Consider the following 24,040-nt stretch of genomic DNA (forward strand, 5'->3'; position numbering starts at 1 on the left):
TCTGTGTTCCTCGCTCTACAACAGATCCGCGAAGGGTTGTACCCAAACGCTGTCGCCGGCGGCGACGTCACCCTGGCACTCTTCGACCACGATCAGGCAGTTGCCTTCTACCATGGAGCTGAGTATGCCGGAGCCTTGGGCGCCGGTGGTGGTCACCGTCAGTTCGCCCAGGGCGTTGAGCTGCATTATGCCACGCTGGAATTCGGTTCGACCGACTTTACTGCGAAGCGGTTCACAAGTTGTGGCCCGCATCATCTGTGGCTTCCAGTTTGGCTCGCCCATCATCTTGCGCAGGGCCGGTTGGACAAACTGCATGAAGGACACCATTACCGCTACCGGGTTGCCAGGCAGGCCAAACAACAGGGTGTCGTTGATCTTGCCAAAGGCCAGCGGTCGGCCCGGGCGCATGGCGATTTTCCAGAAATCAATGCTGCCCAGTCGCTCCATCACCGGCTTGATGAAATCGGCATCACCGACGGAGACGCCGCCGGAGGTCAATACCACGTCGGCGGTTTCACTGGCTTCCTGCAGGGCAGACGCCATCGCCTCTTCGGTGTCTTCGAGGATACCCAGATCGATCACCTCGCAGCCCAACTTGGCCAGCATACCCTGAATGGTGAAACGGTTAGAATCGAAGATGCAGTTGGGCTTCAGCGGTTCACCGGGTTGGCAGACCTCGTCGCCGGTGGAGAACACCGCCACTTTAGGGCGACGCAATACCGGCAGTTGTCCCAGACCCAAAGAGCCCAGCAGGCCCAATTCGGCGGGGCCGATGCGCTTGCCGGCGGTCAGGGCACAGGCGCCTTCGGCGATGTCTTCGCCGGCCTTGCGGATGTTCTGCCCCAGCTCGATCTCGGTCTGGAAGCACACCTGATCCCCTTGCTGATCGGCCACTTCGCGCATGATCACCGCGTTGGTGCCTGCAGGAACCGGCGCACCGGTCATGATCTTCACCGCCTGGCCCGGCTGCAGCGTGCCGTCGTAGCCGTATCCGGCCAGTACCTCGGCGACCACGGTGTAGTGGCTGGCTTGAGGGTCATGACAGATGGCGTAGCCATCCATGGCGGAGTTGGTGTGCTGAGGCACGTTGATCGGTGAGGCCATGTCCTGTGCCAGCACTCGATTCTGAGCATCCAGCAGCGACAGGGTTTCGGTGCTGGACACCGGTTTGACCTCTTTCAGAATGCGGGCGATGCCCTGGGCAACCGACAGCTGTTTGCGCTCGACGTCGTCGCAACCACAGCTACCCAGTGGCGCGTAGCCCACCGGTTTCCAGTCGGCGACGAAAGATTCGATGAAGTTGGCGATGGCATCGACGTCGTTGATGTCCATCACCGGCAGGCTCAGATCCGCAGGCAGTTGAGTCTCGGCATCCACCGCCAGGGCCTGAATGGCGTCATCCTGAGTGTAAACGAACGGCTTGCCGACTTCGGCGCGGTGCAGTTCCAGCTTCGGCAGAGGCAGCTTTTTAAAGCCCTCCACCAGAATCATGTCGACCCGGCTCTGGTCGATCATCGCCAGCAACTCTTTCAGGTCCGGATCACCGTCGGTGATTTTCTCCGCCATCAGGCAGCGGCGTACGTGTGAGGCGACCAGCATCTGCTCGGCGCCGGCTTTGCGCAGCTCGTAAGAGTCTTTGCCGGGAATGTCGACATCGAAGTTGTGGTGAGCGTGCTTAACCACCGCCAGACGCTTGCCGCGGCGGTTGAGCTCAGGAATCAGTTTTTTCAGCAGCGTGGTTTTACCGGTGCCGCTGTAGGCACAGATACCCAGAACCGGAACCCGGCAATCCGCCAGGATTTGATCCACATTCATAGTTACGAATCCTTATCTGCCAGCAGCAGTTGCTCTAGCTGATCTCGCTGCTCGGCTGTATTGATATTGGCAAAGGCCTGCGCTTGGCCTGCAAAGGTCACTTTGGTGACTCGATGTTGGTTGTACCAAAGTAAAATCTTGCGATCGCCATTGGCCAAAAAGGCATCAATGGAGTCCGTCAGGTTTGCTTTCATCAGCAGGATGACGGAGTGCTCGCGCTCATCGTCGCAGGCTACGGCGATCTCTGCATCGGTGGCTTGCAATTGCTCGAGCAGTTTGTGAACCAGGTCACGGGGGGCCATGGGGACATCGCAGGGGAGTACCACTAAATAGGGAGTGGTGCAGTGGGCCAGCGCGGTGCGCATGCCCGCCATCGGCCCTTGAAAGCCTTCCAGGTCATCGGCATGAACCGGGTAGCCCAGTTGCCGGTATCGGTCCTGGTTGCGGTTGGCGATGATCTGTACCTGGGCCGCGTCGTCGGCGAAGCGATCCAGAACATGGCTGACCATGGGCTTTCCGGCGACGGTGATCAGACCTTTGTCTTCACCGTCCATGCGACGGGCCCGGCCACCGGCCAGTACCGCAAGGGTAATACGTTGATCTATTGCTGACACGCGTAGGGTTCCTCGCTGACAGATTGAAGCAGGTGACCATTATGCAACTGCCAGCGTTGCCGGCACAGCTTAGTGACCTCGGTGGTTTGATGGCTGGTAACCAGAATGCCGCACCCCTGTTGTTGCAGTTGAGTCACCATCTTGGCGACCACCTCGATGGAGTGGTCATCCAGGTTGGCGGTGGGTTCGTCCAGCATCAGAATCTCCGGCCGCACCACCCAGGCGCGGGCCAATGCCAGTCGCTGCCGCTCACCGCCGGACAACACCTGGGCAGGACGATCGACCAGGTGGGCCAGTTCGGCTACCTCCAGCGCTTGCTCGATTCGCCGTTGCTGCTCCTCTTTACTGAGGGACTGCAGGCTGAGGCTGTAGGCCAGGTTCTGCTGGACGCTGCCGTCGAACAGGTAGGGAGTCTGGTGCAGATAAACAATTTGACCGGCGCCGATACGCAGTCGCCACCAGGGGCCGTTGGCCCCGTCCACTTGGCGACTGCCGCGGTCCGGTTTTCGCAGTCCGGCCAGGGTTTTCAGTAGGGTGGTTTTGCCGACGCCATTGGCGCCTCGCAGCCAGACACTCTGGCCGCTGCCGATGCTGATGTGGTCGATATTGAGCAATGGCCGACCATCGATGCTGATCAGCAGGTCCGACAGCGAAACTTTAACCATGTTGTCGGTGCTCCTGTTTGCCGCGCAGCGCGCTCAGAGAAAAGTTTAGCAACAGCGCCAAAAACACCAGCACCATTCCCAGTGCTGCCGCCTGAGCGAACTCGCCCTTGCTGGTTTCCAGGGCGATGGCGGTGGGCATGTTTCGGGTCAGGTTTTGAATGTTGCCACCCACCAGCATGGAGCTGCCCACTTCGGTGATGATGCGGCTGAAGGCGGCAATGATAGCCACCATCAGTGGTACCCGCAATTCATGGCACAGGGTGATAAAGGCACGCAGCTTGGTGGCACCCAGGGTACGGGCGGTTTCCCAGGCGCGCCAGTCGCCGGCACTGAAGGCGGCATAACTGGTGGACACCAGCACCGGGGTGGCCAGAAATATCTGACCCAGCATCATGGCGTTTTGGGTAAACAGCCAACGCAGATCGCCCAGCGGTCCTTGACGGAACAGCAACAGGTAGACCATCAGACCCACCACCACCGTTGGGATGGCTTGCAGGGTCTGAAACAGGGCGATGAGGGTGGCACGGCCAAAAAAGCGCCCCTGTGCAAGCACGAAACCCGCCAGGATGGCGGGTATCAGGCACAGGGCCATGGCTTTGACGGACACCGAAAAGGACACCAGGATGATGCTCCAGACTTTCGGGTCAAAGCTAAGCAGCAGGCCAATGGCCTGCTGTAGGGTTTCGAGAGTACTACTCATTCACGCTACTTATTGTAGGTTGCTCTAAACAGAGGCTGACCCTGAACGCGGAACGCGTCGATCAGTTTTTGACCTTTGTCGCTGGCCAGCCAGTCGCTGAATGCCTTGGCGCCTTCGTGGTTCAGATCAGGGTACTTCTTATCGCTGATCAGAATCACCTGGTAAGGGTTCATCAGCGACGCATCGCCTTCAAACAGTACCTTCAGCTTCAGTTTGTGCATGAAAGCCAGGTAGGTACCGCGGTCTGCCAGCAGGTAACCCTGCATTTCGTTGGCGGTCAGCAGTGCTGGACCCATGCCCTGGCCGATGGCGCGGTAGCCGTCGTAGTCGGTAGTGACACCGGCTTTTTTCCACAGGTTCAGTTCTTTCATGTGGGTGCCGGACTCATCGCCACGGGATACGAAGATGGCGTTGCTGTCGTGGATGCGCTTCATGGCATCGACGATGCCCTTGGCGTCAGCCAGCTTGGCTGGATCGCTGTCCGGGCCGAGAATGATGAAGTCGTTGGCCATGATCTGACGAGGCATGCGGCCGAAACCGTCCTCGACAAATTTAGCCTCGGCGCCTGGGGCGTGAGTCATGACCACATCCACATCGCCGTTACGGCCGTGGCGCAGGGCCTTACCGGTACCGGTGGCGATCACCTGAACGTGGTAACCGCTGTCTTTTTCGAAAGTAGGCAGCAGGTAAGCCAGCAGGCCTGAGTTGTCAGTGCTGGTGGTGGTGGCCAGTTTAATGTCCTGCGCTGCGAAAACCGCAAAGCTAAGGGTGAAGGCCAACAAGCCAGTCAGTATGCGCTTCATCAATTTCTCCGTCATTTGAATAGATGTTGCTGTGTTCTACTCAAAATACATAGCAAGGAGGGTGCCAACCTGTATCGGGTGGAAAATATGACCCAGGTCACAGGATTTGGCTGGTCAACTAGGTCAAAATGACGCACCCTTTGTGGTGCCTTAGCCAAAATGCCCTAGTTTGCGACATATTGGCTCCATTTGCCTCGAGAAAAGAAGAGATTATGACTCAAGAATCGTTTCAGGCTCCGGCGTTATCGGTGTTGATTGTGGACGATGAGCCGGGCATGCGCTCATTTTTGAAAAAAGCGCTGTCGAAGCGGTTTGCCCTGGTGGAAGCTGCCGGCAGTGTCGAGGACGCCGAGCGTCTGCGCAGCCGTTGCCATTTTGATCTGTTGATCGTCGACATTCGCCTGCCGGGCCGCGATGGCATCGAGTGGAACGAGGCGCTGGATCCGGGCAGTCGTCGTTCGGACATTATCTTTATGACCGGCTATGCCGACATGGAAACCGCCATTCGCGCCCTGCGGGCCGGCGCCGCCGACTTTATTCTGAAACCCTTCCATCTGGAGCAGATGATGCAGGCGGTGGATCGCTGCCTGGAGCGACGGTTGCTGCGCCGGGAAAACTTGCTGCTGAAGCGGGAAGTGGAGCAGAGCCACGTCGGCCACAACACCCTGATTGGCATCAGCGACGCCATGGCGCAGGTGAAGGACGTCATTGGCCGGGTCGCCCCCACCAATTCGGTGGTGCTGATCGAAGGCGAGTCGGGCACCGGCAAGGAGTTGGTGGCGCGGATGCTGCACCAGAAGTCCGGTCGCAGCGGGCCTTTCGTGCCGGTGAACTGTGGCGCCATCGCTCCGGAGTTGCTGGAGAGTGAGTTGTTTGGCCATGTGGCCGGGGCCTTTACCGGTGCCCGTAGTGCACGGGAAGGGCTGTTCAGCTTTGCCAGCGGCGGTACCATCTTCCTCGATGAGATTGGCGAAATGCCGCTGCAGATGCAGACCGCACTGTTGCGGGTGCTGGAGCAGCGGGCCATTCGGCCAGTAGGCTCGGAAAAGGAGACGCCGGTGGACGTGCGGGTGATCGCCGCCACCAACCGTGAGCTGATGGATGAGGTCAATGAAAACCGCTTCCGCCGCGACCTGTATTACCGGCTGAACGTGCTCAACGTGCGCATTCCAGCCCTGCGGGAGCGTCAGGATGACATCGTTGAGCTGGTGCATCACTTTACCCGTCAATTGTCGTCGGAACTGGGCCTGAAAGAGGTCAGCTGGAGCCACGAAGACCTGGATTTGATGACTCGCCACGACTGGCCGGGCAACATTCGTGAATTGCGAAACCTGGTGGAGCGCTGCCTGTTGCTGGGCAAGCCGCCGGCGGAGTACTGGCGTCAGCAGCAGAGCGTGCCGGTGGCGTCGGCCGAGGCTACCGAGAGTGGCTACCCTAACGAGATGCCGCTGAAAGAGGTGGAGCGGATGCACGTGATGCAGGTCGTGGACAGTCAACAAGGCAACAAATCGGCCGCTGCCCGAGTGCTGGGAGTGTCTCGCAAGACCCTGGATCGTAAATTCAAAGAGTGGGGCTTGCAGGAGTGATGCTGTCCTCCTGGCGCGATCGAATCGAAGGGGATGTGCGGCTGCTGACCAGCACCGTGCGTTACCGTTTGCTGGTGCTGATGCTGTTGCCGGTGCTGCTGACCCTGGCCAGCCTGGTGTTCATTACCATCTACTGGAACGTCTCCTACACCGGCAGCCAGCTGTTTATGAAGGTGCGGGCGGATCTCGGCGTGGCTCAGGGGGTGATCCTGGAGCAGCTCAATGATCAGGAGCAGGTGATCTCTCAGGTTCAGAGTGCCTGGCGCCTGAAGAGCCTGCTGGGGGCCAAAGATTCCCATGGGGTGGCCATCAATCAGCTGCTGGAACGCAACCGCGAGTTGTTGGGCCTGGATTTTCTGCGCTTGATTTCATTGCCGCAGGCCTCGGTGGATCCACGCCTTCGTAAACTGATTCCGGCGGAGCATGAGCGGGCCCGCTCCGGTATTCAGGTGCTGGACAAGCCGGAGCTGGCGGATCTGGGGCCGGTGCTGGCGCGGCAGGCGCAGATGCCAATCCAATCGACACCGATGGCCGCCGACAGCGTTCAGGGGATGGAGAGCCGCGGCATGGTGATGCGCACCCTGCTGAAGGTCAAAGACACCGATGGAACCGTGGTCGGCTACCTCGATGGCGGTGTGTTGCTGAACCGCAACCGCGACATGGTGGATAACATTCGCGATCTGCTGTACGCCCCGGGCACTCTGCCCAACGGGGCGGTGGGGACCGTGACGCTGTTCCTGGATAACGTGCGCATCAGCACCAACGTTCCCGGTGGCGACAGCGGTGAACGGCGGGCCATCGGCTCGTTGGTGTCGGATCAGGTGAAGATGAAGGTGCTGGAGCGGGGCCAGGTATGGATCGACCGTGCCTTCGTGTTCCATGACTGGTACATCTCGGCTTACGCGCCCCTGTACGACATCGATGGCCGCCGCATCGGCATGCTGTACACCGGTTTCACCGAAGCGCCGTTCATCCACAACTACCTGCTCAACATTCTGGAGCTGGGGTTCATCCTGATGGTGGTGCTGTTCCTGTCCGGGCTGGCGGTATACAAGGGCGCCACCGGCCTGCTGAAGCCATTGGATCGCATTCATACCGTGGTGCAGGCGATGCAGGCGGGCAAGGAGCGACGCATCGGCAACCTGGGGTTGGATCCGGACAACGAGTTGTCACAGCTGGCCCGTCAGTTTGACCGTATGCTGGATCTGCTGCAGCAACGCAATCGCGAAATTAAGGCCGCTGCCGAACAGTTAGAGTTCAAGGTGGATGAGCGTACCCGCAGCCTGAAACAGCGTACCAAGGAGCTGAAAGAGAACCTCAAATTGCTGGAAGAGACCCGGGCGCAGATGGTCACCAACGAAAAGCTGGTGGCACTGGGAGAGTTGACCGCCGGTATTGCTCATGAGATCAACAACCCGACGGCGGTGATCCTCGGCAACATGGAGCTGATGAAATTTGAGCTTGGCGATCGTGCCGACGACGTGGAGGAGGAGATTGAGCTGGTGCTGCAGCAGGTACAGCGGATCAAAGCGATCATCCAATCTCTGCTGCAGTACGCTCGCCCTGGCGATTTTGATGCACCGCTGGAGCGGCAGCAGATCAACCCCATCGTTGAAGAGATGCGGGTACTGGTGCGCCACTCCATCGAGAAACAGGCCATCGATGTGGCGCTGGATCTGAAGGCGGATGCTCGAGTGGTGGTGAACTCTCAGCAGTTGCTGCAGGTGCTGATCAACCTGGTGATCAATGCCAGTCATGCCATGGAGGATCGGGGTCAGATTCGAGTCAGCAGTGACAACTGGCTCGACGACGATGGCAAGGTCAAAGGCGTGACGCTGGCGGTGGCGGACACCGGTGTCGGCATCGAACCTGAGCTGCTGTCGCGAATCTTCGATCCCTTCTTTACCACCCGCAAGACCGGTACCGGCCTGGGACTGGCTCTGAGCTACGGCATTATTCGTCGTTTTGGCGGCCACATCGATGTGGATTCGGTGCTGGGTGAAGGCACCACCTTTACCATCCGTTTGCCGTCGGACGTGTTGCTGAAAGAGGACGCCCTGTCCGTCAATCTGCGCGGACTCGAGGGGTAAGACAGGGCGCCGACAGGCGCCCTTTTTTGTGGCAGAGGCTTACCAGTCGGTAGTGTAGTCGACGATGGCCTCGACCTCGGGGTGGTCGCGACCGAACTGATGTTGCAGTGCTCCCAGTAACTCCTCCTGGACAAACAGTTCGTGGTCCAGGTCCAACTCATTGACCCAGGCGTGTACCGCCGGCAAGTATAGGGGGTTGCCGGTTTTGACTAGCCCCATCACCAGATGACACAGGGCGGCGTAACCGCAGTTGAGGTCGTCATAAAGCACCTCGGCGTCCTCATACTGGGTAAAGTGAACCAGCATCTCCAGCAGTGGCTGCGGGTGGCTGAGGGCCGCTTGGCGGAAGAACTCGGCCTGATCCAGTTCTGTGCCTTGTGAGTCGGTCAACATAAAGGCGAAGCGTTTGCCTCGTCGCTGGCGGTCGATGTCAGCGCACAATGACACCATCCACTTCAGGGTGTCGGCAATGTTCTCTTTGACGGTCAGCGGAATGCGTCCCTGAATACGGGCGCTGAACTCCGCTTCCGGGCTCCAACTGCGCTCTGGCTTATTCTCTTCTTCGGTCTTAACTTCGGTGAGGCCGCCTTGCAGATCCAGCTGCCATTGCTGCTGGTCCATGAACGTCATGGCCAACTTGTCTCCCTGCCACTCCAGTTGCTGCAGCTGCTCCATCAGGTCGTGCTGGGCGCGGCTGTAGGCTTTGCCGTCAGCTTCGGGACCGGCCTGAAGTTGCTCCAGGTCGTCCAGCTGTTCGTCTGAAAAGACGCGGGCGGTCAGGGTGCCCACCGGCTCGAAACTGTCGAGGGAGAACAGCAGCAGCGACAGCGGTGCACCCGGTTCGCCATCTTGCTGAGATTCCAGGGTGACCCTGGACCAGTCCAGCATCGCCCCCAGGCCCAGCTCCAGGTTGAGAGCGGGGCGGCACAGGTCGTCATCGGCGTTGCCCAGCCCGGGCAGGGAGCGAAACGTGCCGCGGCCACTGGCCAGATCCAGCTGGTAGTAGCCGTGGGACTCCGGCAGTTCCCAGCTGCAGTTGGCGCCGCAGCAATAAAACCAGGCTTGGCCGTTATTGGGCTGTTGAAACAGGCGGACGTCTGGCTCAATATCGGCGTCGCAGTCGTCGTCGATCTGGTCCCAATCCGGCAGCAGATGCCGGGCCACCGGTTTGAGGGTGGGGATCTCCAGTACTTCCAGCACCTCCTGCAGGCCGTTGGACTCTTCGCAGTAGGCCACCAGGATCTGGCGTCCGTCCAGGCTGACCCGGGCGCTCATGGCGATGCGGGCGTCAAATTTGTGCTGGGCTTGTTGGCGACGGCTGGGAATGTGATAGAGGCTCAGATTGCCATACCAGTCGGCGATCACCAGGTGGGTGTCGTTCACCACTTCGATGAGAATCAACTTTTCGTCAGTCTTCATCGCCAGGTGCCAGATCACCCGCTCGCTGCCATCGGGCTGTGGCTCAATCAGTAGGACTTCAGGGGTGGTAGTGAACTCTTCCAGTTCGACGCGGTACTTCATGCGACCTCCTTAGAATGGGAGGACCAGCATAAGGATGGATCTAGTAAAAGTCACTGATATTGTTGAAAAAGGCGGGCATGCGCCCGCCTTGTGCCTGCTAGCTTGGGCTCCAGATGATACGACCGCAATCGGACAAGTCGTAACCGCCAAGACGCTGGGCGAACGCCAGGGTGTCGGGTGTCTGCATCAGCTCAAACATCTGCTGCAGCAGGTAGCGGAAGTACACCCCTTGCGGCATCACCAGATCGAACGACTCTTTCCCCAGAGGCACGAAGGCCAGGCCGAACTCGCCGGCAATGCCCTGGCAGCCCATACCAAACTCGGCCTCGCCGCGGGCGATCATCCCGGCCATCTCTCGCTCGCTGTAGGCGGTACTGACCACATTCAGGTCGGTGCTGGTGCGGTGCATGCGGGTCAGCCAGTTGTCGAAATGGTGACGGGCACCTGCCCCCTCCTGACGAGTGACCCAGCGGTAGCGCAGCGCCAAGGTCTCATTCAGATCGTGGCACAGGTGCTGGTGTTCGCTGCGCAGCATGATGCCGTATTCGCGGCTGCAGGCGTGTACCATCACCCACTGCTTAAACTGCGGGTGACGCTTCAGTAAGGCGGTGTGGCGCAGATCCCGCTCCGCTTCGTCTCCCCAGTGCAGGGCGCAGACGTCGGCATGGCCCCGGGCCAGCTGATTCAGGCCCAGACGGGAGCCGGTGGAGCAGTAGTTCACCAGGCCGGCAGATTCGATGCGACGGCCGAGTCGGTTGATCACCCACTGCAGCAGCGGATCGTCGCTGCCGGTGATGATCAGGCGGTCGCTGAGCATGCCGAAGTGGCAGGACTCCATCACCCAGCGGTCGATCATCGGCTTGGGGAACAGCCATTTTCCGGTCACCTTGGTACCGGGAAGTTGCTGCTCGTTGGCCATGGCGTAGACTTTTTTCTCGTTCAGGTCGAGATACTCGGCCACCTCCTTGGCATTCATAAACAGGTTATCGCGTTCCGTCGTCATGCTTGGACCTCGTCAAAATCAATGGTATCGGCGCCGTTGTACACCAGGAAATGGCGGCCCTTGGCCCGGGAGACCAGGGTAATGCCCATCTTTTGTGCCAGTTCCAGCCCCATCTCGGTTATGCCGGAGCGGGACACCAGCACCGGAATGCCCATCTTGGCCACCTTGATCACCATCTCCGACGTCAGTCGACCGGTGGTGTAGAAGATCAGGTCGTCGCCGTTCTGGCGTCCCAGAAACAGTTCCCCGGCCAGGGTGTCTACGGCGTTGTGGCGGCCGATGTCTTCCACGAACGACAGGATTTCTGCGTCGCGACAGACTCCGCAGCCGTGCACGGCACCGGCGTTTTTATAGGTTTCGTTGTATTCCCCGAGGTTTTTCAACAGCCCGTAGATGGTGGATTGTTTGATGGCGGGCACCGGCAGTTGGATCTCATCCAGGCCGGCCATGAAGCTGCCAAACACCGAGCCCTGGCCACAGCCGGAGGTGACGGTCTTCTCACTGAGTTTCTCTTTCAGCCCGTCGGTGGATTCACTGGTGATCACCGCGGCAGAGTTCACGTCCCAATCGACAATCACCGATTCAACTTTGTCGATGTCGCTGATAAAACCCTGGTTCTTCAAATAGCCCAGGGCCAGTTTTTCGGGCCGGGCGCCCAAGGTCATCAGGGTGACGATGGGTTGCCAGTTAAGATACAGGGTCAACGGGCGTTCGCAGGCGATTTGACGTTCCTGTGGCTGGCCACTGGCGTCGATGGCAACCACGGACTTGGTCAGTGGAGCGTCGGTGTCGGTGCGACTGAACTGGGGCATAGGGGCTCTCAATTACGCGTGTAAGGGAATAAACAACGAATCAGTGCATTAGACTAGCAAAATTCGTTCCAGCCATAACCCGGGTGTTTGCCGCTGATGGCGTGATCTGGGTCACGGGATTAGGAACACAATGACCCACTGCGGGTAAGGGCTTGGGACAAAATGTCCTGCCGATGGCCAAAGTCGTGACTCGGTTCACGAAAAACAGGCTATTTTTATTGGAACGCTTTTTGCTTTGTTATTGCGGGTTTCCCAATCTAGGGCACAAAATCGATGCAACGAACCGACAATATCTGGCCTCTGCAGGTCAAGCTGAAATCAAAACAGGTCACCATGGGCCGCTGGAGCCAGACCACCTGGGAGGTGGATCAGCTGCTGCCGGCGTCGGCGGATCCCATCGAGGGCGCCACCATCGTGGGTCTGGAGCTGTTTAAAGACGAACGCTCTAACTACCGGTTGAACCTGGATCTGGATAACCCGTTGTTGTTTGTGGTGTGCGATGAAACCGAAGCTGGGGAGCCAGTTCCGATGCTGGTGACCGCGAACCAGAACATCGCTGCCGGTTGCCTGGAGAGCGATCAGCCGGTGTTTACCTGTCCCATTCCTCAGGCCATTGGTTGCTGGATTGAAGCCTATATTACTCGTCATGGCGAGCAGCCGATCTGTGCTCATCGACGCAAGCACATCGACGTGCGTGGTGAGCTGAAGGCCAAGCGGGAGAAGCGCGATGAGCGATACTAAATCCGGCTTGCTGTCCCGCTGGCAGCAGCGCCTGACCAAGGTCAAGGAGGAGGAGCAGGCACTGGAGGCGTCGTTGCAACAGGCGGCGCCCGCCGAGGTTGAGCTTCCCGCCGAGGACAATGGGCCCGACGCCGTGGCGCAGGCCGAGACCGAGTCGGTCAGCGACAGCGGTGAAGCCGTCGAGACTGACGCTCTGCCGGATCCCGACGCCATTGAGGAGGGAGGCAGTTTTGCCCAGTTCCTGGCGGAAGGGATCGATCCGGACAAGAAAAAGAGCGCCCTGCAGGCGTTGTGGCGTCAGCCGCAGTACAACGTCACCGACGGCATGGCCGAGTACGCCCTGGATTACAGCAACCAGCCCAAGCTCAGCACTCAGGTGGCCAAAGAGGTGGCGAAAAAGGTGTTCCGACATCTGGATGCCAAGCTGGAGGAAGAGCGACGTCAGGAGGCGTTGGCCAAGGCGCGTGCCGAGGCGCCCGCACTGGACGAAAAAACGTCAGAATTACCCATCGTTGCCCAGGAGGATGGACAAAATGACCCATCCGATCCGGACATCGGCAAAGAACAGCAGAGCTGACCGGCATTTCCGTCAGCCATAGGCGCCAGGCCTTGGTACAGGCCTTGCAACTTACCGACCACCAGCCACGACCCCGTCCGCTGCATGAGACGATGGCGATGGCGACAGAAAACAGGAACGCACAGTGAGCAACCCTCAACACGCCGTAGCCGAACAGGCGCTGGCTCAGGTTCAGATGTTGGAGAACCTGATTCCGCAAACGGTCACCTATACCACCGCTGGTCATCTGTTGATCATCGGTGCTGAAGACGCCATTCGCTTGGCCGCGGCCAGCCTCGATGGCATGGCCAGCATCACCTTGGTGGCCACCGACCCCATTACCAGCCAGGATGAGGCACATCTGGCCGAGGTGATGCGGGCGGTTGAACAAACTGAAACTCTGCCCAGCTACTACAGCAAACAGGTCAAGGTGAAAGGCTTTTTGGGTCAGTACCAGGCGTTCATCAAAGACGACAGCGGCAAAGAGCTGGAGTTGGCACCGGCGGCGGTGCGTCGTCCCCACTACGATCTGGTGCTGGATTTGGGCCAGCAACCGAGCCTGACGCTGGAGCTGTTGCCACCGGGGTATTTTCATGTCGCCGACGATGCCGACAAGCTGGCCGGCGCGGTGGCGCAGTTGCCCGAGCTGGTCGGAGAGTTTTCTAAGCCCAGATACGTGAAGATCAATGCCGACATTTGTGCGCACCATGGCAGTGGCATCGATGGCTGCAACCGCTGTCTGAACTTCTGTCCGGCGGACGCCATTGCCAGCGTAAACCACAAAATTGAGGTAGACCATAACCTGTGCCACGGTGCCGGCAGTTGCTCCAACGCCTGCCCCACCGGTGCCATAAGTTATGATCAGCCGTCCCCCACGGTGTTGCAGGACTACCTGAAGCGCCTGGTGACCCGTTACATCGAGCTGGCCGACAGCCGTCCAGTGGTGCTGTTTCATGACATGACCGCCGGCGATGAGGCATTAAAAGCGTTGCAGGCCTTGCCGGGTGCGGTGCTGCCGGTGGCGCTGGAAGAGATTGCCGTTGCCGCCACCGACAGCTGGATGTCGGCACTGGCCTGGGGCGCTCGCCAGGTGGTGGTGTTGACCACCGAAGTGACGCCGCCGACCTTGATGGCCCTGTTGCAGCGCGAGCACAAGCTGGCGTCGGATCTGCTGCAGGCCATCGGTCTGGAAGATCGGATTCAGATGCTGGCCAGCGCCGAGTTGGACAGCCTGTCAGCATTGGTGGAACAGAGTGCCAGCTGGCCGGAACTGGCCATCGCGGCCTACCCGTCCAACCTGCCCAAGCGGGACGCCTTCTACAACGGCCTGGATCATCTAAACGGCTGTGCCGCCGCCAATGATGAGACCCTGTCGATTCCGCACCTGCCTTACGGCGCGGTGGTGGTGGATGCTGAAAAGTGCACCTTGTGTCAGAGCTGTTCCGCCCTGTGCCCGACCCGGGCCCTGATGGATGGCGGTGACATGCCAGCGCTGAACTTTACCGAGCAAGCTTGCGTGCAGTGTGGCTTGTGTGAAAAGGCCTGTCCGGAGCAGGCGATCACCTTGATCAGCCAGGTGACCCTGGATCGTGAGCATCGCCAGCAGTCCAGAGTGCTGCACGAAGAGGAGCCCTTCGAGTGCATTCGCTGTAGCAAGCCGTTTGCCACCAAGGCGGTGATCACCAAGATCACCACTCAGATGGAGAACCACAGCGCCTTCGCCGGCGATGCCCTTAAGCGGATTCAGATGTGTGAAGACTGTCGAGTTAAAGACATGTTTGAAGACATCATGAACGATCCAGAAAAACAGTTGCGCGTCTAAACAGAGGTAATCATGACAGAACAACAACACCATCGAGTGGTTTCCGAAATTCAACAGTTTCGCGCCGACATCTATCAGCTGCTGGCGGGCCTGTTGCGGGACGCTCCCTCTCAGGAGCTGCTGGATTTTCTGGGTAATCTTGAGGTTAACAGCGACGACGACGGCGAGATGGTCAAAGCCTGGAGCAGCCTTAAGCTGGCGGCGCAGACCTACAGCGTGGAAACCGTGACTCAGGAGTACACCGACCTGTTTATCGGTCTGGGCCATGGCGAGGTGATTCCCTACGCCAGTTGGTACATGACCGGGACCTTGATGGACACCCAACTGGTGCAGTTGCGCCAGGATCTGGTGCGCCTTGGTTTTGCCCGGGAAGACGCGGTCAAGGAGCCGGAAGATCACATCGCCGCCTTGTGTGAAGTGATGTCGGTACTGCTGCTGGAAAACCCTCAGCACGTGCAGTTGAGCTTCTGGCAGAAGCACCTGAAGCCCTGGGCCGATCGGCTTTGGAGCGACCTGGCTAATGCCCAGGGTGCCGCCTTCTATGCCGCCGTGGCCCATCTGGCGGAGCAGTTCTTTATTCAGGAGAAGGATGAGTTTGCAGCCCTGACCCTGGAGACCCCGGTGCAGGAGGGCACCCTGTAAAGGAGTGAAGTGTACAGGCTGTTCTACACTGAATAGCCAGTACCAGCGATTCCGTAAGACCGGAAACACCCGGCGGTGGGGCAGCCTGCAGTAGCCCCACCTTAATCCACTAACACCTTGGAGGTGTTATGAAAGACAGGCAACAACAACAGCGACGCAGTCTGCTCAAGGCCTTTGGCCTGGGAGCAGGGGCCCTGGCTTTGGCCAGCGGCAGCGTTAGAGCCCAGGCCAGTTCCCCGGCCGAGGCTTCCCCACCCGATGCGCAGCCCGACACCCGCTTCAAGGTGACGGCTCATGTTCAATCCTACTACCAGACCTTAAAGGACTGACGGAGGGCGAGTATGAAACTCATGCGCAATTCACACGCCAATGCATCCGCACGTGAGGCTGTCTCACTGGGGTTGAATCGGCGTCAGTTTCTGCAGCGGGCGGGCGTCACTACCGGCGGCATTGCGGCGGCGTCCATGCTGGGCACCGGCATGATTCGCAAGGCCGAAGCCGCAGGTGGCAATGCATCCGGTACCGTGGAAACCAAGCGAACCATCTGCTCCCACTGTTCGGTGGGCTGCGGGGTGTATGCCGAGGTCAGCAATGATGTCTGGGTTGGTCATGAACCGGCGTTCGATCACCCCATCAACCGTGGTGCTCACTGCGCCAAGGGGGCGTCGCTGATTCATCACACCCACAGTGAAAAACGGGTCAAGTACCCGATGAAACTGGAGGGGGGCAAGTGGAAGAAGCTCAGTTGGGAAGAGGCGATCGATCAGGTCGGTGAGCTGATGCTGAAGATTCGTAAGGAGTCCGGCCCCGATGGCCTGTTCTTTATGGGCTCGGCCAAGTTTTCCAACGAAGGCTGTTATCTGTACCGAAAATTCGCCGCCATGTGGGGCTCCAACAACATCGACCACTCGGCACGGATCTGTCACTCCACCACGGTCGCCGGGGTTGCCAATACCTGGGGCTATGGGGCCATGACCAACTCTTACAACGATATGCGTAACTGTAAGAGTATGATTTTTATTGGCTCTAACCCAGCCGAGGCCCACCCGGTTTCTCTGCAGCACATCCTGATTGGTAAAGAACGCGGCGCCAAGATGATCGTGGTCGACCCGAGGTTCACCCGTACTGCGGCCCATGCCGACGAGTACGTGCACATTCGCCCCGGTACCGACATTCCCTACATCTATGGCTTGCTGTGGCACATTTTTGCCAACAACTGGCACGATCAGGATTTCATTGATCGTCGTGTTTGGGCCATGGAAGCGATTCAGGCCGAAGTGCAGAACTACCCGCCCGCGGAGGTAGAGAACATCACCGGGGTGCCGGAAGCCCAGATGTACAAGGTGGCGAAGATGCTGGCGGACAACCGCCCTGGCACCATTGTCTGGTGCATGGGGGGAACTCAGCATACCGTCGGCAACGCCAATACCCGTGCTTACTGCATTTTGCAGCTGGCGCTGGGCAACATGGGCACCTCCGGTGGCGGTGCCAACATCTTCCGTGGTCACGACAACGTGCAGGGCGCCACCGATCTGGGGCTGTTGTTCGATAACCTGCCGGGGTATTACGGCCTGTCGGACGGGGCCTGGAAGCACTGGTCTCGAGTGTGGGATCTTGATTACAACTGGGTCAAGGGTCGCTTTGACCAGGGCACCTATCTGGGTAAGCAACCCATGAATACTCCGGGCATCCCCTGCTCCCGTTGGCACGATGGTGTGATGGAAGACCCCACCAAGCTGGGCCAGAAAGACAATGTCCGCATGGCGTTCTACTGGGGACAATCGGTGAACACCGAAACCCGCGGTCGCGAGGTGCGCGACGCCCTCGACAAGATGGACGCGGTGGTGGTGGTGGATCCCTACCCAACCATGGCGGCGGTGATGCACACCCGTAAGGACAACGTGTTCATTCTGCCGGCCTGTTCTCAGTTTGAAACCTCCGGCTCGGTGACCGCCTCCAACCGCTCCATTCAGTGGCGGGATCGGGTGGTGGCGCCGGTGTTTGAGTCCAAGCCCGACCATGAAATCATGTACCTGCTGGCCAAGAAACTCGGCTTTGCCGAGCAGCTGTGCAAGAACATCAAGGTCAACGGCAATGAGCCGCTGGTGGAAGACATTACCCGTGAGTGGAACCGCGGCATGTGGACCATCGGCATGACCGGTCAGTCGCCGGAACGTTTGAAGATGCACCAGCAGAACTGGGGCACGTTCGAGTTTGAAGATCTGGCCGCCAGAGGGGGGCCCGCCAAGGGCGATACCTATGGACTGCCCTGGCCGTGCTGGGGTACCCCTGAGCTCAAGCATCCCGGAACCCACATCCTGTACGACACCTCTAAGCACATCATGGAGGGCGGCGGTAACTTCCGAGCTCGCTTTGGTGTCGAGTTTGAAGGGCAGGACCTGTTGGCGGCGGATCCCGGCTCCAAGGGCAACGAACTGGGAGCCGGTCATCCGGAATTCACTGCCGATATGCTCAAGCAATTGGGGTGGTGGGACGATTTGACTGCCGAGGAGAAACAGGCGGCCGAAGGTCGAAACTGGAAGACCGATCTGTCCGGTGGCATTCAGCGGGTGGCCATGAAGCATGGCTGCATTCCGTACGGCAATGCCCGTGCCCGTTGCCGGGTTTGGACTTTCCCAGATCAGGTGCCGGTGCACCGGGAGCCGTTGTACACCCCAAGGCGGGATCTGGTGCTGAAATACCCCAACCTAGATGACCGCCAGGTGCACCGATTGCCAACCCTGTACAAATCGATTCAGGACAAGGTGATTGCCGAGAATCTGGATAAGAAGTTCCCGATGATCGTTACCACCGGCCGCCTGGTGGAGTATGAAGGGGGCGGCGAAGAGACCCGATCCAACCCTTGGCTGGCGGAGTTGCAGCAGCAGATGTTCGTGGAGATCAACCCGGCGGACGCTGCCGACCGCGGCATTCGTGACGGCGACAATGTGACCCTGCATTCACCGGAGGGACCGGTATTGCACATTACGGCGTTGGTGACCGAACGGGTGATTCCCGGCGAGTGTTTTATGCCGTACCACTTTGCCGGCATTTTCGAGGGCGAAAGTCTGGTGCCTCGCTATCCGGACGGAACCGTGCCGTACATCCAGGGGGAGTCGGCCAACACGGCCATGACCTATGGCTACGACCCGGTGACCCAGATGCAGGAAACCAAGGTGTCCATCTGCCAGATTAATCGAGCTTAAGGAGGAAGTCTGATGGCTACGATGAAATTCTTGTGTGACACCAAACGCTGCATCGAATGTAACGGTTGCGTGGTCGCGTGTAAGAGTAAAAACGACTCTGCTCTGGAGTGGGGGATTCAGCGCCGCCGGGTGGTGACCCTCAACGACGGGCAGGTGGGCAAGGAAGCCTCCATTTCGGTGGCGTGCATGCACTGCTCCGATGCGCCTTGCATGGCGGTGTGTCCGGCGGACTGTTTCGAGCGGACCGCCGACGGCATTGTTCGTCATTCCAAGGACAAGTGCATCGGCTGTGGTTACTGCTTCTATGCCTGCCCGTTTGGGGCACCGCAGTTCCCGAAACAGTCGGTGTTCGGCTCTAAAGGTAAGATGGACAAGTGCACCTATTGTGCCGGTGGTCCGGATGCAGAGCCGGGATCGGAAAAGGAGCGCGAGCTCTATGGGGCCAATCGCATCGCCGAAGGCAAACTGCCATTTTGTGCCGAAGTCTGCTCTACCAAGTCGCTGCTGGCCGGTGATGCCGAAACGGTGTCTCAGGTATTCCGTCAGCGGGTGGCACAGCGGGGTGCGGCGGAAGGCGGCTGGGACGGCTAAGGAGATCATTATGCGCAGTTGCAATATGAGCCGATGGTGGCGATTGCCCCTGTTGGCACTGCTGTTCAGCGTTGGGGTGGTGCAGGCTGCCACTCCAGACGCCGATGAGCAGGCGGGCAAAGCGTTGATGGCGGCCCAGGCGGCGGAGTTGCAGGCGGCGCCTGCAGATTCAGCCACCAATGAGCCCGATCCCCTGTGGACCGCGGTGCGCGCCGGAGAGTCCGGCCGTACCAGTGCTCAGGGGCCTTTTGCCGGGCAATTGATCAACGCCTATGATCCGGCGCTGGTGTCGACGCGAAGTGACACCACCGCACCGGTTCTTACCCTGGCCCTGTTTGGCATGATTGTGGTGTTCGCCCTGTTTGTGCTGGTCAACGGTCCGGCCAAGTTGTCGGCGGGGTTTTCCAATACCCTGGTGAAACGGTGGCCGAAGACTGATGTGCTGATCCATTGGCTGATGGCGATTCCCTGCTTGCTGCTGATCATTACCGGGCTGATGTTGTTGGCTGGCCGGTATGTGTTCGGCGACTGGTTGGGGCCGGAAGCGGTGGGCGCCATGGCGGCCATGGCCAAGCCGATACACGACTATATGGCGATTCCCTTTGCCATTGCGGCGGTGTTGGCGATGGTTCGGTGGATGAAGCACAACATTCCTGCAGGCTATGACCTGAAATGGTTTGCGTCGGTGGGGGGCTACATCAATTTCGGGCCGTTCAAAGGCAAGCACCCGGATGCCGGCTTCTCCAACGCCGGTGAAAAGCTGTGGTTCTGGAGTTTCACCCTCTTTGGGCTGATTGTCATCGGTTCCGGGGTCATCATGTTGTTCCCGAACCTGATGGAACCGACCCGAACCACCAGTCTGATCGCCATCACCCTGCATGGCCTCAGTGCCATTATTCTCACCGGCTTTACCGTGGTGCACATCTTTATGGCCACGGTGCTGTCTGAAGGGGGAATGGAGTGCATGGTATCTGGGTACTGTGATGAGAACTGGGCCAAGCAGCACCACAATGTGTGGTACGACGAAATCAAGGCTGACGGCTCGATTGAGTACCGTTCTTGATGATAGTTGCTGTGAGCGCGGCGCTGAGTAGCACCAGCAACGTGTTCCGGTCGACGAAATCAAGGCTGACGGCTCCATTGAGTACCGTTCTTGATGATAGTTGCTGGGAGCACGGCGCTGAGTAGCACCAGCAACGTGTTCCGGTCGACGAAATCAAGGATGACGGCTCCAGCGAGTACCGGACCTGATTGAGTCTAACTAACCCTCAAAAGGGCCCCGATGGGGCCCTTTTTTGAGCCACCCTGGGACGTCGGTTATCAAACGCCTGACTTTGATTTCCCACCCTTGTTTTGTGATCTCGGTCGAATCGATGGCTTTTTGAGCGCCGCCCAAGGTCAAAAAAGCCGCAATTGGGCCGTTTGAGGTCAAAAAAATCACATCTTTTTGGAAAGCATTCTTCGCAATGGTGAAGAAATAGTCTGACCCATATGCCGCTGTTATGACCTTCAACCACTGTGGTTATGGGGGCATTTGTCCCACTCTGTCCACTTGTTCACAACCTGATTACAACTGTGGCCAATATGTCCCATATCTGTTTGTTTTTCTCGGAAAATCATACTGAAACAAAGTTGATTTGAATCACGTTTTTCCGCCTCTTTGTTGGCATAATCGCCAATGCCAATGTGAGCAAAATCAAAAAATGGATCGGAGTGTGATGGTTGTTGAGGCGGCGCTGCGCGTTGTTTCCAAATTGCACATTCGGCCCCGCTACCACGAAAGAGGTAACAAATGACCAACAAGACCCAGCAGACGCGACGCGCGTTTCTGAAAAATCTGGGATTGGGCACCGCTGCTGCCACTGCCGCCGCGGCCGTGACCAGCACCCAGGCGGTTGCTGCCACCCCTGCCCACAGTGATGAGAAGCCCAGCGGTTACCGCGAGTCTGATCATGTCCGCAGCTACTACGCGTCTCTGCGTGGCCAATAAGCGAGGTTTTAGATGAAACTGGAACGTCAATCCAAGGTTGTCGCGGCAGAGAAAAAGGTCGGGTTAGGCCTTAACCGTCGTCAATTCCTGAAAAATGCCGGTGTGACTACCGGTGGCATTGCCGCTGCCTCCATGTTGGGCGCCGGTATGATTCGCAAGGCTGAAGCTTCTCAGGCTGTCGATCCCAATGCACCGACTGAAGTGAAGCGTACCATCTGTTCCCACTGTTCCGTGGGTTGCGGTATCTACGCTGAAGTACAGAACGGTGTCTGGACTGGTCAGGAGCCGGCTTTCGATCACCCCATCAACCGTGGCGGCCACTGTGCCAAGGGTGCGTCTATCCGTCACCACGGCCACAGCGAAAAGCGGGTGAAGTACCCGATGAAGCTGGAAGGCGGTAAGTGGAAGAAGCTGTCCTGGGATACCGCCATCGAAGAGATCGGCGATCTGATGCTGAAGATTCGTGAAGAGTCCGGTCCGGATTCTCTGTTCTTTATGGGATCAGCCAAGTTCTCCAACGAACAATGTTACCTGTACCGTAAGTTTGCGGCCATGTGGGGCACCAACAACGTTGACCACTCGGCTCGTATCTGTCACTCCACCACAGTAGCCGGTGTTGCCAACACCTGGGGTTACGGTGCGATGACCAACTCTTACAACGACATGCACAACTGTAAGAGCATGATCTTCATCGGCTCTAACCCTGCTGAAGCTCACCCTGTCGCGATGCAGCACATCCTGACTGGTAAAGAGCGCGGCGCCAAGATGATCGTTGTCGACCCTAGATTCACCCGTACTGCAGCGCACGCTGACGAGTACGTGCACATCCGTCCAGGTACCGACATCCCCTTCATCTACGGCCTGCTGTGGCACATCTTCGAAAATGGCTGGGAAGATCCTGATTTCATCCGTCGCCGCGTTTACGGCATGGAGATGATCCGGGATGAAGTGAAGAACTACCACCCTGCGGAAGTTGAGAACATTACCGGCGTAACCGGTGAGCAGATGAAGCGCGTGGCCAAGACTCTGGCCGAGCACCGTCCTGGCACCATCGTTTGGTGTATGGGTGGTACCCAGCACTCTGTGGGTAACGCCAACACCCGTGCTTACTGCATCCTGCAGCTGGCTCTGGGTAACATGGGTACCTCTGGCGGCGGCGCCAACATCTTCCGTGGTCACGATAACGTACAGGGCGCGACCGACATCGGTCTGCTGTTTGACACCCTGCCAGGTTACTACGGCCTGAAGACCGGTTCCTGGAAGCACTGGGCCAACGTATGGGATCTGGATTACGACTGGGTTAAGAGCCGTTTCGACCAGGGTCAGTACCTGGGCAAGACGCCAATGAACACCCCGGGCATTCCGTGTTCTCGCTGGCACGATGGTGTGATGGAAGATCCGAAGAAACTGGGTCAGAAAGACAACATCCGCATGGCCTTCTTCTGGGGTCAGTCGGTGAACACCGAAACCCGTGGCCGTGAAGTGCGTGAAGCACTGAACAAGATGGATGCCATTGTGGTGGTTGACCCATACCCAACCATGGCCGGTGTGATGCACCAGCGTAAAGACGGTGTGTATCTGCTGCCTGCGGCGACTCAGTTCGAAACCTACGGTTCCGTGACGGCGTCGAACCGCTCCATTCAGTGGCGCTCCCAGGTGATTGAGCCTGCCTTCGAAGCCAAGCCTGACCACGAGATCATGTATCTTCTGGCCAAGAAACTGGGCTTTGCTGAGCAGTTCACCAAGCGCATTAAGGTTCAGAACAACCAGCCTAACGTGGAAGACACTACGCGTGAGTGGAACCGCGGCATGTGGACCATCGGCATGACTGGTCAGTCCCCTGAGCGTCTGAAGACCCATCAGGAAAACTGGGGCACCTTCTCCTGGGAAGACCTGGCTGCACCTGGTGGTCCGGCTAAAGGCGAAACCTACGGTCTGCCTTGGCCATGTTGGGGTACCCCTGAGGTGAAACACCCGGGTACTCACATCCTGTACGACACCTCCAAGCACATCATGAAAGGCGGCGGTAACTTCCGTGCCCGCTTTGGTGTTGAGCACAATGGCGTCAACATTCTGGCCGAAGACCCGGGTTCCAAGGGTAACGAGCTGGGTGACGGTCATCCGGAATTCACCGCCGACATGCTCAAGCAGCTGGGCTGGTGGGATGAACTGACTGCCGAAGAGAAGAAGCACGCCGACGGCAAGAACTGGAAGACCGACATCTCCGGTGGTATCCAGCGTGTGGCCATGAAGCACGGCTGTATCCCTTACGGTAACGCCAAGGCCCGTGTTCGTGTATGGACCTTCCCGGATGAGATTCCTCTGCACCGTGAGCCTCTGTACACCCCACGTCGCGACCTGATTGCCAAGTACCCGACTTACGATGACCGTCAGGTTCACCGTCTGCCGACCCTGTACAAGTCCATTCAGCAGAAGGTCATCAAAGAGGATCTGGATAAGAAGTTCCCTCTGGTGGTGACGACCGGTCGTCTGGTTGAGTACGAGGGTGGTGGTGAAGAGACTCGCTCCAACCCATGGCTGGCGGAACTGCAGCAGGAGATGTTCGTTGAGATCAACCCTGCCGATGCGGCCGACCGCGGCATTCGTGACGGCGATACCGTTAAGCTGCAATCTCCTGAAGGGGCAGTACTGACCATTCAGGCGATGGTAACCGAGCGCGTCATCGAAGGTGAGACCTTCATGCCATACCACTTTGCGGGTGTGTTTGAAGGCGAAGAGCTGAAGTACCCAGAAAGTGGCGGTGTCAGCACCAAGCCATACGTTGTGGGTGAGTCCGCCAACACCGCCATGACCTACGGTTATGACCCGGTAACTCAGATGCAGGAAACCAAAGTGTCCCTGTGTCAGATTGTTAAAGCTTAA

General features: G+C 58.6%; 20 protein-coding genes. 12 read left to right on the forward strand and 8 right to left on the reverse strand.

The features are described 5' to 3' along the window. Positions 1 to 15 precede the first annotated feature (15 nt). From H598_RS0100295 to H598_RS0100315, 5 genes are read right to left on the reverse strand one after another with little or no spacing between them, the layout of a single operon-like run. The gene (locus H598_RS0100295) at positions 16 to 1,815 is read right to left on the reverse strand and encodes a bifunctional molybdopterin-guanine dinucleotide biosynthesis adaptor protein MobB/molybdopterin molybdotransferase MoeA (RefSeq protein ID WP_028111205.1); all 1,800 of its coding nucleotides are present in this window, start codon (positions 1,813 to 1,815) and stop codon (positions 16 to 18) included. Positions 1,816 to 1,817: 2 nt separating this feature from the next. Next, positions 1,818 to 2,429 carry a molybdenum cofactor guanylyltransferase MobA gene (gene mobA / locus H598_RS0100300; protein ID WP_028111206.1) on the reverse strand — a complete coding sequence of 204 codons (612 nt, stop codon included), beginning with the start codon at positions 2,427 to 2,429 and terminating at the stop codon, positions 1,818 to 1,820. Continuing rightward, positions 2,417 to 3,094, reverse strand: a complete 678-nt coding sequence (locus H598_RS22890) for an energy-coupling factor ABC transporter ATP-binding protein (RefSeq protein ID WP_035414858.1) — start codon at positions 3,092 to 3,094, stop codon at positions 2,417 to 2,419. The genes mobA and H598_RS22890 overlap by 13 nt, the downstream gene beginning before the upstream one ends. Beyond that, entirely contained in the window at positions 3,087 to 3,794 is a 708-nt protein-coding gene (locus H598_RS0100310) for an ABC transporter permease (protein WP_028111207.1), read from the reverse strand. Before H598_RS0100310 ends, H598_RS22890 begins: the two co-directional genes overlap by 8 nt. Before the next feature lie 5 nt (positions 3,795 to 3,799). Next, positions 3,800 to 4,597, reverse strand: a complete 798-nt coding sequence (locus H598_RS0100315; RefSeq protein WP_028111208.1) for an ABC transporter substrate-binding protein — start codon at positions 4,595 to 4,597, stop codon at positions 3,800 to 3,802. A 212-nt stretch (positions 4,598 to 4,809) separates the two neighbouring features. Between H598_RS0100315 and H598_RS0100320 the strand changes: the two genes are divergently transcribed. Both H598_RS0100320 and H598_RS0100325 read left to right on the forward strand, forming a co-directional pair. Beyond that, positions 4,810 to 6,183 (forward strand): sigma-54-dependent transcriptional regulator, encoded by a 1,374-nt coding sequence (locus tag H598_RS0100320; RefSeq protein ID WP_028111209.1) that lies wholly within the window; start codon positions 4,810 to 4,812, stop codon positions 6,181 to 6,183. Then, positions 6,183 to 8,273, forward strand: a complete 2,091-nt coding sequence (locus H598_RS0100325; RefSeq protein WP_028111210.1) for a sensor histidine kinase — start codon at positions 6,183 to 6,185, stop codon at positions 8,271 to 8,273. Before H598_RS0100320 ends, H598_RS0100325 begins: the two co-directional genes overlap by 1 nt. Positions 8,274 to 8,312: 39 nt before the next feature. Here the strand turns inward: H598_RS0100325 and H598_RS0100330 are convergent, their stop codons facing one another. From H598_RS0100330 to H598_RS0100340, 3 genes are all read right to left on the reverse strand, one after another. Further along, positions 8,313 to 9,794 (reverse strand): hypothetical protein, encoded by a 1,482-nt coding sequence (locus H598_RS0100330; RefSeq protein ID WP_028111211.1) that lies wholly within the window; start codon positions 9,792 to 9,794, stop codon positions 8,313 to 8,315. A gap of 97 nt (positions 9,795 to 9,891) precedes the next feature. Continuing rightward, positions 9,892 to 10,797, reverse strand: coding sequence for a helix-turn-helix transcriptional regulator (locus H598_RS0100335; RefSeq protein ID WP_028111212.1), 906 nt, complete (start codon positions 10,795 to 10,797; stop codon positions 9,892 to 9,894). Beyond that, positions 10,794 to 11,609, reverse strand: coding sequence for a formate dehydrogenase accessory sulfurtransferase FdhD (locus H598_RS0100340; RefSeq protein ID WP_035414859.1), 816 nt, complete (start codon positions 11,607 to 11,609; stop codon positions 10,794 to 10,796). The genes H598_RS0100335 and H598_RS0100340 overlap by 4 nt, the downstream gene beginning before the upstream one ends. A 273-nt stretch (positions 11,610 to 11,882) precedes the next feature. Here H598_RS0100340 and H598_RS0100345 point away from each other — a divergent pair, with 273 nt between their 5' ends. The 10 genes from H598_RS0100345 (at position 11,883) to H598_RS0100395 (ending at position 24,040) form a co-directional block, all read left to right on the forward strand. Further along, on the forward strand, positions 11,883 to 12,350 hold the full coding sequence (locus tag H598_RS0100345) for a DUF3305 domain-containing protein (RefSeq protein ID WP_028111214.1): 468 nt from the start codon (positions 11,883 to 11,885) through the stop codon (positions 12,348 to 12,350). Next, positions 12,337 to 12,927: a DUF3306 domain-containing protein gene (locus H598_RS22895; protein ID WP_051252196.1), complete on the forward strand. Its 591-nt coding sequence runs from the start codon at positions 12,337 to 12,339 to the stop codon at positions 12,925 to 12,927. Before H598_RS0100345 ends, H598_RS22895 begins: the two co-directional genes overlap by 14 nt. A gap of 175 nt (positions 12,928 to 13,102) precedes the next feature. Then, positions 13,103 to 14,728 carry a 4Fe-4S binding protein gene (locus H598_RS0100355; RefSeq protein WP_084144284.1) on the forward strand — a complete coding sequence of 542 codons (1,626 nt, stop codon included), beginning with the start codon at positions 13,103 to 13,105 and terminating at the stop codon, positions 14,726 to 14,728. Positions 14,729 to 14,740: 12 nt separating this feature from the next. Next, entirely contained in the window at positions 14,741 to 15,370 is a 630-nt protein-coding gene (locus H598_RS0100360) for a TorD/DmsD family molecular chaperone (RefSeq protein WP_028111216.1), read from the forward strand. Positions 15,371 to 15,498: 128 nt separating this feature from the next. Continuing rightward, on the forward strand, positions 15,499 to 15,699 hold the full coding sequence (locus H598_RS0100365) for a hypothetical protein (RefSeq protein WP_028111217.1): 201 nt from the start codon (positions 15,499 to 15,501) through the stop codon (positions 15,697 to 15,699). Positions 15,700 to 15,711: 12 nt separating this feature from the next. After that, on the forward strand, positions 15,712 to 18,576 hold the full coding sequence (locus tag H598_RS0100370) for a formate dehydrogenase subunit alpha (RefSeq protein ID WP_028111218.1): 2,865 nt from the start codon (positions 15,712 to 15,714) through the stop codon (positions 18,574 to 18,576). A gap of 12 nt (positions 18,577 to 18,588) precedes the next feature. Then, the gene (gene fdh3B / locus H598_RS0100375) at positions 18,589 to 19,167 is read left to right on the forward strand and encodes a formate dehydrogenase FDH3 subunit beta (protein ID WP_028111219.1); all 579 of its coding nucleotides are present in this window, start codon (positions 18,589 to 18,591) and stop codon (positions 19,165 to 19,167) included. A gap of 25 nt (positions 19,168 to 19,192) precedes the next feature. Beyond that, positions 19,193 to 20,230 (forward strand): formate dehydrogenase subunit gamma, encoded by a 1,038-nt coding sequence (locus H598_RS0100380; protein ID WP_028111220.1) that lies wholly within the window; start codon positions 19,193 to 19,195, stop codon positions 20,228 to 20,230. Positions 20,231 to 20,959: 729 nt separating this feature from the next. Beyond that, positions 20,960 to 21,157, forward strand: a complete 198-nt coding sequence (locus tag H598_RS0100390; RefSeq protein WP_028111222.1) for a twin-arginine translocation signal domain-containing protein — start codon at positions 20,960 to 20,962, stop codon at positions 21,155 to 21,157. A 12-nt stretch (positions 21,158 to 21,169) separates the two neighbouring features. After that, the gene (locus H598_RS0100395; RefSeq protein WP_028111223.1) at positions 21,170 to 24,040 is read left to right on the forward strand and encodes a formate dehydrogenase subunit alpha; all 2,871 of its coding nucleotides are present in this window, start codon (positions 21,170 to 21,172) and stop codon (positions 24,038 to 24,040) included.

The sequence above is a fragment of the Ferrimonas kyonanensis DSM 18153 genome (assembly GCF_000425405.1).
Lineage (GTDB): Bacteria > Pseudomonadota > Gammaproteobacteria > Enterobacterales > Shewanellaceae > Ferrimonas > Ferrimonas kyonanensis.